The sequence below is a fragment of the Dellaglioa sp. CoH-55-MRSF-7 genome (genome assembly GCF_056782235.1).
In genome coordinates, this window is sequence record NZ_JBXAYI010000002.1 from 350,781 (window position 1) to 362,829 (window position 12,049).

Sequence of the window (12,049 nt, forward strand, 5' to 3'; positions counted from 1 at the left end):
TAGAGCGAAGAAAAAATATATAAATTACAAGACTTATAACCATACCTAAAAATGAAAAAAAGATACCAACTTTATCTTTTATGAAAATTAGAATGTTTCTTTGAATAAACTGTTTATTCATCCTTAAATTCCTTCCTCCATATTTTTAAATAAGTCAGTATAGGTTGCCTTTCTTATTTCAAAGTTTTCATTTATCAAATGATTATCTTCAATAAATCTCACTGCTTCTGCAGACGTATTAAAATACCTATCATCTTCAGTTTTATTCAAAATTAATTTAACTTTTGAAATTTTATTCATAAATGTAACCATTTCTCCAAAATATTTAACAGTTCCATTTGATACGAAAATAATTTTATTGGCATTTTCTAATTCGCTTAATAGATGAGTAGTAAATAACACACCACAATTATTCTCTTTTAAATACTCATCAAGATCATTCCAAATTAATTGACGTATATCAACATCAATTCCAGCTGACATTTCATCTAATAGTAAGCAATTCGGCTCTACAGCAATCGCTCTTAAATAATTAACAATACGTTTCTGCCCACCAGATAAGCTAGAATACTTTAAGGACTCATTGATGTTCAAGTTTTTCATTTTTTCCTGAATACTTTTTATTTTTTCTTTATTTTTAATTCTGAAACGTAAGTTTTGAATAACGGTCAAATCATCATCAAGAACATTGTTTTGAAAAACAGTCGCTAATTTAACATTAGTTTTAATTATTTTCCCCGTTGATGGCATTAATAACTCCATCATAATATTCAGAATGGTTGTTTTTCCTGATCCATTTAAACCAACGAGAGCAATTTTATCTCCTTGATTGAGATAAAAAGAAACGTCTTTTAGAATACTTCCTCTTGATACATTATCTACTACTAACTTCATTTGACCACCTCATAAAAGTGACTATTTTTCATTCTATCCACGAACAAATTGAATATAATCTGATACATAGTAAACTAAAAACAAACTTTGAACCAGAATTATTATAACACCATGTTAATCGCTTACATAATATTTTGAAGTTTTAATTCAAATATTGTGACGAAGACTGAAAATACGCTTCTACTGATACCATACTGTTTACTAACTTACGTCTTCAATTTAGTTCCCATTAACTATGTTTAAACGGTTTAAATTTTGTATTAAAGTGGAAATTTAATCATAAAAATACCCCTAACGTTTTTCAACATTAGGGGTATAGGTTACATTATTTTTTACAAATGATTACATATTAACGATACTTTAAAGATGATAAATCTTTTAAAAAAAGCCATCCTAAATGTATATTAGTATCATACAAGTATATAAAATTAATTATTTACTTGATCAATTCGTATATTCCTTCAGCATATATGGCAGCAGCTTTCAGCACGTCATCTAAAGGAATAAATTCATTGGCCTGATGCATTGTATCAGGTACACCTGGGAACATTGCACCAAAAGCAACACCACGTTTTAGGAGACGACCATACGTCCCACCACCAACGACTAAACCTTCAGCTTTTTCGCCAGTTTGTTTCGTATAAACACCTAATAATGTTTTAACCAAAGGATCTTCTGGTGAAACGTAATGAGGTCCTTGTAACCTACCTGCTTCAATTACAACATTCATTTCATTTGTTACATTTTCAAGACCACGTTTAATATCTACTTCCGTCATACCTTTAGGGAAGCGGAAATTCAAGGCAATTTGTCCACCTTTATCAGCTTTAAATGTGAAAATTCCAGAATTCATCGTTAAATCGCCCATGATATCATCAGTGAAGGCAATACTAAAGTTGTTCATACGTGAATCTCTGTGTAAGTAATCAGCAGCCAAACGAAGATAGTTAGCAGCATCCCCACCAAAATTAAATTGGTTCAAGAATAATGCCAAGAAAGTTCCGGCATTTTCTCCATTTTTAGGTTCTTGTGCATGGGCTGCTTTTCCTACCATCGAGATAGTCACAATATCATTATTGCGTTCCATTTTACCTGTAACAATATTAGCAGCAATAAAATCGTTAAATACTTCTTCCATCTCAGCGCCGTCTTCTGTTTTAATAACAGCTTTAGCATCGCGAGGAACCATATTTTCACGGAGGCCAGCATCAAATTCAAGCAATTGATCCTTATCTCCATTTGATCCTTTAAAGTTTAAGAAGTAAGTAATATTTCCCTTTTCACCATTAATGATTGGGAAAAATGCATCTGGTGAAAATCCAAAATCAGGTTCAGGCATATTTTCAAGGTAATGAGTCATTCCTCTCCAACCACTTTCTTCATCCGTTCCAATAATAAATCGAACTTTTTTAGAAACTGGTAATCCTAATTCTTGAATGATTTTTAAACCATAATATGCAGCCATTCCTGGTCCTTTATCATCTGAGGCACCGCGAGCATAAATTCGACCATCTTTCACGACTGGTGTGAATGGATCAGTATCCCAACCGTTACCAGCAGGCATAACGTCAACGTGAGCTAAAATACCTAACGTTTCATCCCCCTCACCAAATTCGATATGTCCGGCTAAACCATCAAGGTTTAATGTTTCAAAACCATCACGCGTTCCAATTTCTAAGAATTTATCTAACCCAGCTTTAGGTCCTGGACCTAAAGGTGCTTCAGTTGTTGCAATTGATTCATCACGAACACTTTCAATTTTTAACATTGCAAATAAATCTTCTAATAAGGCGTCTTGACGCTTTTCAACTTCTGCTTTCCAATCTATACTCATTTGAATTCCTCCTAAAATATTAGTAAGCCCATTTTATCACAAAATTTTAATAATCGGTATTTAAAAGCGTATTCAGTTAGATATATTGATAGACCTTACTACTCAATAAAGGAACATCAAAAACAAATAAAATAATAAAAAATTGCTGGCTAGTTACGCCAACAATTTTCTATTTGATTGATTCAATTTCTTCATCTGTTAAAGCACGATAGCGGCCTAACGATAGCGTTGGTTCTAACTCTAAAGTAGCCATTTTTTTACGTTCAAGTCTGATAACTTTCATACCGATAGCTCCAAACATTCGTTTGATTTGATGATACTTACCTTCAGTAATCGTAATTAAAACTTCTGAGATATTTGAATCACTATTATAAGATTCAACAATTAATTTTGCAGGTTTAGTTTGCATCCCATCTTTTAATAGCAATCCGGTTTCAAATTTAATCACATCGTCAGTAGTCACTTGCCCATCAACTTTAGCAAAGTACACTTTATCGATATGATGTTTTGGTGACAACATCTGATGACCTAATTGTCCATCATTTGTAATAAGCAATAGTCCAGTTGTATCCTTATCCAACCGTCCAACTGGAAATAAATCATCCCGATAATCGACGCTATTGAACAAATCCATCACTGTCTTTTGTTTCCTATCTTTAGTTGCCGTTAACACACCTGCTGGTTTATTTAAAAGATAATAATAATATTTTTGATAGTGAATTACATCACCATCTACCTGAATAACCGATTTTGATGGACTAACCTGAAGTTTAATGCTAGTGATTAACTCGCCATCAACAATCACTTTCTTCTGTTTAATAATTTTTCGAACATCACTTCTTGTACCAAATTGCGTTTCCGTCAAAAATTTATCAATTCTCATTTTAAATTAAACCTCACTTAATTCTCAATCTACGGCGTAATCCAGCAACCCGTTCGCCCAATATTTTGTCGGCTAATCTTGTTTTTAAACTGAAGTAAATATATATGTAGCCACCTAATCCAGCGGCAGCAATAATTGTGATAATTGCACTAATTCGGCTGTCTATTGGTAAAAATAGATAAGCAATTTTTACTACTATAAATGCGGTAAAAAATGTTATTAGTGCATAAAGCATCATTTTATTTAATCTTGTTTGTATTAATTTTACATTTAAATGGAACATTTTGTGTAATGAGCGAATCATTAGCCATGAACTTACGCCCATCCCGATCCCTGTAGCTGCTAATGGCCCAAAGGCACCTAACCAAGCTACTAATGGATATTGAACAATTAATTTAACTACCACTCCAACGACAAAATATATAATTGCTTTTTTATTTTGATAAACACCTTGTAAAATAGCAGAAACAACTGTGAATAATCCTAAGAAGATTGATTCATACGCTGAAAATTGTAAAACATAGATTCCAACTGGATCATACCCATAGAAAACAACATATAGTGGGTGAGCAACAGCTGCCATCCCTAAGGCACAAGGTAACATTACGAAAAAGAACAATTGTAAGGTGTCAGAAGTTTGTTCACTCAAAGCCTTTTTATCATTTCTTGTATATGCCTCAGATAATAACGGAATAGCTGTAATAGACATGGCAGACGCAATAGAAATAATAATCATAACTAATTTATTAGCATTAAAACTAAATAATGCCCACAGTTCATTTTGAATCGTTCGTGAGTAGTTTGTAACATGGCTCATAATACCAAAGAAGGTATACTGATCAATCAATCCAAAAATCGTAATGGCAGCGCCAATAATAATAAAAGGAATAGATTCCCTGATAACTTCTTTAATAATTTGTTTGGTAGAAATTGTTAACTTATTATCACTATTGGCAACTAATCGATCCAATTCTGGTTTTCGACGATAAAAATACCATACTAAAACTAGCATTCCGCCTAAGGCCCCAATAAAAGCCGCAAAAGTTGACTGCGTTACACCTGTAATATAACTACCATGACTAATTTTCATGATGATAAAAGTTGCGGCAAGCATATAAATAACTCGAGCAATTTGTTCAAAGAACTGTGAAATTGCTGACGGAGCCATTTCCTGATAGCCTTGAAAAAAGCCTCGTATTAAACTCATCATAGGAATAATCAATAATGCCCAAGATAAGGATCTAAAGACTGGAATCACATTCTTATCACCACTTGTAATGTATGGTGCGATAATCCATAATATTACTGCACAGACTACACCCATAATCGCCATTAAAGCCATCCCATATTTAAATAGGCGTCTTCCAATACCATATTCATTTTGTGCATTGTAATGCGCAACCTGCTTAGCTACGGCTGAAGGAACACCAGCAACAGCAATCATTAAGAAGAAACTGTAAACGTTATAACCCATACTATAAAGTGCATTAGCTTGTAATCTATCTGGTCCCAACCACATATTCCATGGAATAATATAAATTGCCCCTAAAACTCTTGAAAAAATACTACCAGCAGTCATCCAAGCTGATCCTTGCAACATCTTTTGTTTAGCGTCATTTTGTTCAGAAGCTGCTTGGCCCTCTACTTCGATATCTTCATCCATTACTTTTGTACCCTACTTTCTGATCATACTTAATCTTACCATTTTATAGCTTTTAAAATTCAGTTGCAATTTATTTTTTGAATTTTAACCAAAAATAAATAGGAACCACAAAATATCGATAATTTTGTAGTCCCCGTTTACTTAAATTAAAGCTTTAATTTGCGACAATATTAACTAACTTACCAGGGACAGCAATTACTTTTCGAATTGTTTTACCTTCAAGTTCTTCTTTAATTTTGTCATCATTTAAAGCCATTTTTTCTAATTCATCTTTAGTTGCATCTTTTGAAACCACGCTATGTTGACGCACTTTACCATTTACTTGTAAGACAATTTCAACTGTATTTTCAACAAGTTTACTTTCATCAAATATTGGCCATGCAGCATAACTAATTGATTCCTTATTTCCTAACAACGACCAAACTTCTTCAGCCATGTGTGGCGCTATTGGTGCAATCAATTGAATAAATCCTTCAACTTGTTCTTTAGCTAACGATTTAACTTTAAAAGCTTCATTAACAAAAATCATCAATTGTGAAATAGCTGTATTAAAATGAAGTGCTTCGTAATCTTCAGTTACTTTTTTTACTGTTTGATTATAAATCTTATCAAGTTCACCATCATTTTTATCAACAATAGCTGCGCTAATTTGATTATCTTCATCCATAATTAAACGCCAAATACGTTCAATAAATTTATGCGAACCATTTAACCCATCTTCGCTCCAAGCAATTGAGGCATCTAATGGACCCATAAACATTTCATAAAGGCGCAAAGTATCCGCACCAAAACGTTCAACGATATCATCTGGATTAACCACGTTACCTTTAGACTTAGACATTTTTTCATGATTATCGCCCAAAATCATCCCTTGATTAACTAACTTTTGGAACGGCTCTTTAGTAGGTACAACGCCAATATCGTACAAGAATTTATGCCAGAACCTTGCGTATAGCAAATGTAACACAGCATGTTCTGCACCCCCAACATAAACGTCAACAGGTAACCATTCTTCTAACTTTTTATGGTCAGCAATTTCATTAGGGTTATGTGGATCAATAAAACGAACAAAGTACCATGAACTACCAGCCCATTGTGGCATCGTATTCGTTTCACGTTTACCTTTACGCCCATTTTCGTCGACAACATTAATCCAGTCAGTTAAGTTGGCTAATGGACTCTCACCTGTTCCAGAGGGTTTAATATCCGTTGCTTCAGGTAATTCAAGTGGTAACTGATCTACAGGGACTGTTGTTGTTTCGCCATCTTCCCAGTGAATAATAGGAATTGGTTCACCCCAATATCGTTGTCTTGAAAATAACCAATCACGTAATTTATAATTTGTTTTCTTTTCACCAATGTTATTATCTTCCATCCAAGCAATAGCTTTTTCGATAGCATCAGCTTTCACTAAGCCATTTAAAAAACCAGAATTAATATATTTACCAGGTTCAGTATTTGCTTCATCAGTTATTTCAGGTCCTTCTATAACGGGTAAAATATCCAATCCATATTTAGTTGCAAATTCGAAATCTCTTTCATCATGTGCAGGTACTGCCATAACAGCACCAGTTCCATACGATGCTAGAACATAATCAGCAATCCAAATTGGTAATTTTTTACCATTTACAGGATTTATTGCGTAAGAACCAGTAAATACCCCAGTTTTATCTTTAGCTAAATCAGTTCTCTCTAAATCTGACTTAACTTCTATTTCTTTTTGATAAGCCTTAACAGCATCCTTTTGAGAATCAATAGTAATTTTATCAATTATATCTAATTCTGGTGCGACAATAATATAAGAAACACCATAAATAGTTTCAGGACGTGTCGTAAAGACATCAATTTTTATATCATCATGTTGATCGACTTTAAAGTTAACGCTAGCACCAGTTGATTTTCCAATCCAATTTCTTTGTTGCTCTTTGATGCTATCTGGCCAATCTAAATCGTCTAAATCTGAAAGTAAGCGATCAGCATAAGCAGTAATTTTTAAGACCCATTGGCGCATTGGTTTTCTGACAATTGGGTACCCGCCACGTTCTGTTTTACCATCAATAACTTCTTCATTAGCAACAACAGTTCCTAAATCAGGACTCCAGTTAACGGCAACTTCATCTTCATACGCTAAACCTTTTTCATATAATTTTTCAAAAATCCATTGTGTCCATTTATAATAATCAGGATCAGTCGTATTTAACTCACGACTCCAATCATATGAAAGTCCCAAGGATTTAATTTGACGCCTAAAATTATCAGTATTCGTTTTAGTAAATGCTTTAGGGCTATGTCCAGTATCAAGTGCATACTGTTCAGCTGGAAGACCAAAGGCATCCCATCCCATTGGATGTAAGACATTAAATCCTTGCATTCTCTTCATTCGAGCCAAAATATCTGTAGCCGTGAAACCTTCTGGATGTCCAACATGAAGTCCTTGCCCGGATGGATACGGAAACATATCTAATGCATAATAATTTTTCTTTTCAGGATCTTCAGTCGTTTTAAATGTCTGATTTGCATCCCAAAATGCTTGCCATTTTTGTTCGATTTCTTTATGGTTATATGCCATGTGTATTACTTCCTTTCTGATTATATATACAAAAAAGTCCTATAGAAGATAAACTTCTATAGGACGAATTTTCCGCGGTACCACCTATTATTCCAGTATAAAATACTGACTCTTTTTCATAACGTGAAATAACGTTCGCACCTACTACCGTTCAGTGAGAAAACTCAAGGATGAGTTCAAATAACCAACTATGTATATTTCCACTCCCATATACTCGCTGAAATAGTTAGTTACTTTACTAGTTCCTCTTAATCGTTTTATATTATTTTTAGTGTAGCAAACGAACCCTGTTATTGCAAATAATCTTTAGTCTTTTTATCGAATAAATTAATAATAATTGCAAGAATTACAATAAAAATACCTGCTATATATATCCCATGAAGACCTTGATACAAAACTTCACGTAATTTTGGTATTAAATGTTGCGGTAGTTGGTTAGCCGTTTGCGGATTAATTAAAATATCCATCATGCTGTCCTTTGTTCCAGGTGTTTTTACTATTTCCTTATGCATTTGTGTATTAAATATGATCCCAAAGACTGAAATCATTAATGTTTGTCCTAATGTACGACTTAAAGTATTAAATGATGTAGCCACACCTACGTCAGCCTGTGGTACTAAACTCTGTGCAGTAACTGTCGTAGTTGTAATGGTAATCCCAAATCCAATCCCTAGTACAGCCGAAATGATAAAGAAAAGATAAAAAGGTGTATTTATAGGCAAAGTACCTAGTGCAATGGCACCCACTAAAATAAAAAATAGACTAATCGATAAAACTTTTTTTGGTGTCCAAGCTGCCATCATACTTCCAGCAAAAAAGGAACCAGCTATCCATAAGATGGAACTGGGTGTTACTGCAAATCCTGCCATTGATGCTTTTAATCCTAATATTCCTTGAGTCCATGTTGGTATATAAACTTCAAATCCAATTAAAAATCCAGATATTAATGCTGCTACTACATTTTGAATCACAAATGTTCTATTATTAAAAAGTTTCAATGAAATAATTGGATCTTCAACTCTTTTTTCCCATTGAATAAATAATAAAAGCGACATAATAAATATAAAGAAAGAAATTAAAACAATCAGGTCTATACCATCATCGCCCCAACGTTGAAAACTATATAAAATAGATAAAATACTAAGCATTAATAATATACTGCCTAAAAAATCTATTTTTGAACTCATAATTCTTCGCTTTTCTTTGAAAAAAATTTGTATCATTGCTATCGTCACTAACCCAATAGGTAAATTAATGAAAAATACCCAGTGCCAATTAAGATGATCAACAATGAAACCACCTAACAATGGTGCAACTATTGACGCTATACCCCAAGCAGATCCGTTTAATCCCATTATTTTAGCACGTTTGTCCACAGAATAAATATCAGCAATTATAGTAAATGACACTGGCATTATAGCACCCGCCCCGATACCTTGAATAGCCCGCGAAATAATTAATGTGGCCATACTATTAGAAAATCCACAGAGAGTTGAACCAACCAAAAATATGACAAGACCAAAAATAAATACTGGTTTACGTCCTAAAACATCTGCGAGCTTACCGTATATTGGTGTCATCATGGCATTAGTTAATAAATATATTGAAAAAACCCAATTCATTAATGAAACACCATGAAGTTCACCAACAATAGTTGGCATAGCTGTTGAAACAATTGTTCCTTCAACGGCTGTTAAAAATGTTGCTACAAATATAGCAATTGTAACTAATTTTACATTTGTTTTTGAATTCATAAAGTACCTCCTAAATAAAAAATGACTCTATTAAAATGATATTTAATAAAGTCATTTTTTATTTTAATTTAATTCGTTAAGTAAACTTTTAATCTTATCTGTTTTTTCCCAAGGTAAGTCAATATCTGTACGACCAAAATGACCATATGCTGCTGTCTGTTTATATATTGGGCGACGTAAGTCTAACATTTCAATAATTCCTGCAGGCCGTAAATCAAAAATTTTACGAACAGCTTGAACTAAATCCAATTCGTCATATTTAGATGTACCAAATGTATTAATATTAATTGATACAGGTTGAGCAACCCCAATTGCATACGCAAGTTGAACCTCAACCTGTGATGCAATTTTAGCTGCAACTATATTTTTTGCAATATAGCGAGCAGCATAACTAGCTGAACGATCAACTTTTGTTGCATCTTTACCGGAGAAAGCACCTCCACCATGATGTGCATATCCACCATATGTATCAACAATTATTTTTCTTCCAGTAAGTCCAGCATCACCCTTTGGACCACCGATAACAAATCGTCCGGTTGGATTAATATAATACTTTGTATCTGAATCCAACAAATCAGGGTCAATAATAACTTTAATTACTTTTTCAATCATATCATCTTGAATTTGTTTCAATTCCGTTTTTTCATCATGTTGTGTAGAAATAACAACAGTGTCAATTCTAAATGGTTGACCTTTATCATTATATTCAACAGTTACCTGTGCCTTAGCATCAGGTCTTAAGTATTCTAATTCCTTATTTTTTCGTAAACTTGCAACACGTTGCATTAATTTGTGACTAATTGAAATCGGTAATGGCATGAGTTCCGGTGTTTCGTCTACCGCATATCCGAACATTAATCCTTGATCACCTGCACCAATCTGATCTAAAGGATCTAAATCACCGTTTTTAGTTTCTAAAGATGTATCAACACCTAATGCAATATCAGGAGATTGTTCATCTATAGCAACCATAACAGCACAATTATCACCATCAAAACCAACTTGTGAATTAATATATCCAATTTCCTTAATAGTTCGTCTTACTACCTGCTGAATATCAACGTAGGCATTTGTTGATATTTCACCAACTACAAGAACTAAACCAGTTGTTACAGTTGTTTCGCAAGCAACCCTAGCATTAGGATCCTTTTCTAAAAGTGCATCTAATATTGCATCACTTATTTGATCTGCAACCTTATCCGGATGACCCTCTGATACCGATTCTGACGTGAATAGATGTTTTTCAGTCATTTTTATCTCCTTAAAGTAAATAAAATTAAAAAAAGAACCTCAACTATAAAAGTTTAGGTTCCAATAATACCTGTGACGGTCCTAACCGGATTTGAACCGGTGATCTTCCGCGTGACAGGCGGACGTAATAACCCCTATACCATAGGACCAATTGCGGGAGCAGGATTTGAACCTACGACCTTCGGGTTATGAGCCCGACGAGCTACCAGACTGCTCCATCCCGCGATAATATTAAACTGACCCGTACGGGATTTGAACCCATGTTACCGCCGTGAAAGGGCGGTGTCTTAACCACTTGACCAACGGGTCATAACACGAAAAACGGAGAAGGAGGGATTCGAACCCTCGCGCCATTTTCACGACCTACACCCTTAGCAGGGGCGCCTCTTCAGCCACTTGAGTACTTCTCCATAAATTATTGATGGGCCTAAATGGACTCGAACCATCGACCTCACGCTTATCAGGCGTGCGCTCTAAACCAGCTGAGCTATAGGCCCAAAATCATAAAAGCGGGTGACGAGAATCGAACTCGCGACAACAGCTTGGAAGGCTGTGGTTTTACCACTAAACTACACCCGCAAAATATTATAAATAAATGGCGCAGGACAGAATCGAACTGCCGACACATGGAGCTTCAATCCATTGCTCTACCAACTGAGCTACTGAGCCATTAAACGGTCCTAACCGGATTTGAACCGGTGATCTTCCGCGTGACAGGCGGACGTAATAACCCCTATACCATAGGACCTTCGATGGAGGTTACAGGGCTTGAACCTGTGACCCTCTGCTTGTAAGGCAGACGCTCTCCCAACTGAGCTAAACCTCCAACATACACTATTTACTTTATATGACCCGTACGGGATTTGAACCCATGTTACCGCCGTGAAAGGGCGGTGTCTTAACCACTTGACCAACGGGTCAATTTGCAACGGAGAATAAGGGATTCGAACCCTTGAAACAGGAAACCCGTTTACATGATTTCCAATCATGCTCCTTAGACCAACTCAGACAATTCTCCACATTACAAAATAAAAACTCCGGCAGTAGGACTCGAACCTGCGACATCTTGATTAACAGTCAAGCGCTCTACCAACTGAGCTATGCCGGAATAAAATAATAAAAAAAGCATGGCAACGTCCTACCCTCGCAGGGGGCGACCCCCAACTACTCTTGGCGCTAAGAAGCTTAACTTCTGTGTTCG

The 12,049-nt window shown here is 34.9% G+C and carries 7 protein-coding genes, 12 tRNA genes, 1 rRNA gene and 1 other annotated feature; all 20 genes read right to left on the minus strand.

The window, feature by feature from the left end; genetic code table 11:
* Positions 1-123: 123 nt before the first annotated feature.
* Positions 124-894: an ATP-binding cassette domain-containing protein gene (locus AC1RPU_RS03590; RefSeq protein ID WP_481761157.1), complete on the minus strand. Its 771-nt coding sequence runs from the start codon at positions 892-894 to the stop codon at positions 124-126.
* Positions 895-1,330: 436 nt separating this feature from the next.
* A complete protein-coding gene (gene pepV, locus AC1RPU_RS03595) occupies positions 1,331-2,728 on the minus strand; it encodes a dipeptidase PepV (RefSeq protein WP_481761156.1) in 1,398 nt (465 codons plus the stop codon).
* Between the two features lie 169 nt (positions 2,729-2,897).
* A complete protein-coding gene (locus AC1RPU_RS03600; protein WP_481761155.1) occupies positions 2,898-3,611 on the minus strand; it encodes a pseudouridine synthase in 714 nt (237 codons plus the stop codon).
* Between the two features lie 13 nt (positions 3,612-3,624).
* Positions 3,625-5,274, minus strand: coding sequence for a putative polysaccharide biosynthesis protein (locus AC1RPU_RS03605; protein ID WP_481761154.1), 1,650 nt, complete (start codon positions 5,272-5,274; stop codon positions 3,625-3,627).
* Between the two features lie 154 nt (positions 5,275-5,428).
* Positions 5,429-7,843 (minus strand): leucine--tRNA ligase, encoded by a 2,415-nt coding sequence (leuS, locus tag AC1RPU_RS03610; RefSeq protein ID WP_481761153.1) that lies wholly within the window; start codon positions 7,841-7,843, stop codon positions 5,429-5,431.
* Positions 7,844-7,899: 56 nt separating this feature from the next.
* Positions 7,900-8,105, minus strand: a binding site (T-box leader).
* A gap of 28 nt (positions 8,106-8,133) precedes the next feature.
* On the minus strand, positions 8,134-9,597 hold the full coding sequence (locus AC1RPU_RS03615; protein ID WP_481761152.1) for an MDR family MFS transporter: 1,464 nt from the start codon (positions 9,595-9,597) through the stop codon (positions 8,134-8,136).
* 63 nt (positions 9,598-9,660) lie between these two features.
* Positions 9,661-10,848 (minus strand): methionine adenosyltransferase, encoded by a 1,188-nt coding sequence (gene metK, locus AC1RPU_RS03620; RefSeq protein WP_481761151.1) that lies wholly within the window; start codon positions 10,846-10,848, stop codon positions 9,661-9,663.
* Positions 10,849-10,924: 76 nt separating this feature from the next.
* Positions 10,925-10,997: transfer RNA gene (locus tag AC1RPU_RS03625), tRNA-Asp, on the minus strand.
* 2 nt (positions 10,998-10,999) lie between these two features.
* Positions 11,000-11,073: transfer RNA gene (locus AC1RPU_RS03630), tRNA-Met, on the minus strand.
* Positions 11,074-11,085: 12 nt separating this feature from the next.
* Positions 11,086-11,157: transfer RNA gene (locus AC1RPU_RS03635), tRNA-Glu, on the minus strand.
* A 13-nt stretch (positions 11,158-11,170) separates the two neighbouring features.
* Positions 11,171-11,258, minus strand: a tRNA-Ser gene (locus tag AC1RPU_RS03640).
* A gap of 12 nt (positions 11,259-11,270) precedes the next feature.
* Positions 11,271-11,345: transfer RNA gene (locus AC1RPU_RS03645), tRNA-Ile, on the minus strand.
* A gap of 11 nt (positions 11,346-11,356) precedes the next feature.
* Positions 11,357-11,427: transfer RNA gene (locus tag AC1RPU_RS03650), tRNA-Gly, on the minus strand.
* Between the two features lie 17 nt (positions 11,428-11,444).
* Positions 11,445-11,517 (minus strand) — tRNA-Phe (locus AC1RPU_RS03655).
* Positions 11,518-11,523: 6 nt separating this feature from the next.
* Positions 11,524-11,596: transfer RNA gene (locus tag AC1RPU_RS03660), tRNA-Asp, on the minus strand.
* A 5-nt stretch (positions 11,597-11,601) separates the two neighbouring features.
* A tRNA-Val gene (locus AC1RPU_RS03665) sits at positions 11,602-11,674 on the minus strand.
* Positions 11,675-11,696: 22 nt separating this feature from the next.
* Positions 11,697-11,768 (minus strand) — tRNA-Glu (locus tag AC1RPU_RS03670).
* A 9-nt stretch (positions 11,769-11,777) separates the two neighbouring features.
* Positions 11,778-11,866, minus strand: a tRNA-Ser gene (locus AC1RPU_RS03675).
* A 17-nt stretch (positions 11,867-11,883) separates the two neighbouring features.
* Positions 11,884-11,956 (minus strand) — tRNA-Asn (locus AC1RPU_RS03680).
* 17 nt (positions 11,957-11,973) lie between these two features.
* Positions 11,974-12,049: ribosomal RNA gene (gene rrf, locus AC1RPU_RS03685) — 5S ribosomal RNA — on the minus strand; the annotation flags it as partial.

What these genes read in the sequence shown, in the direction of transcription:
- AC1RPU_RS03590 (WP_481761157.1), bottom strand. Translation starts at nt 894, where the DNA reads ATGAAGTTAGTAGTAGATAATGTATCAAGAGGAAGTATTCTAAAAGAC.
- pepV (WP_481761156.1), bottom strand. Translation starts at nt 2,728, where the DNA reads ATGAGTATAGATTGGAAAGCAGAAGTTGAAAAGCGTCAAGACGCCTTA.
- AC1RPU_RS03600 (WP_481761155.1), bottom strand. Translation starts at nt 3,611, where the DNA reads ATGAGAATTGATAAATTTTTGACGGAAACGCAATTTGGTACAAGAAGT.
- AC1RPU_RS03605 (WP_481761154.1), bottom strand. Translation starts at nt 5,274, where the DNA reads ATGGATGAAGATATCGAAGTAGAGGGCCAAGCAGCTTCTGAACAAAAT.
- leuS (WP_481761153.1), bottom strand. Translation starts at nt 7,843, where the DNA reads ATGGCATATAACCATAAAGAAATCGAACAAAAATGGCAAGCATTTTGG.
- AC1RPU_RS03615 (WP_481761152.1), bottom strand. Translation starts at nt 9,597, where the DNA reads ATGAATTCAAAAACAAATGTAAAATTAGTTACAATTGCTATATTTGTA.
- metK (WP_481761151.1), bottom strand. Translation starts at nt 10,848, where the DNA reads ATGACTGAAAAACATCTATTCACGTCAGAATCGGTATCAGAGGGTCAT.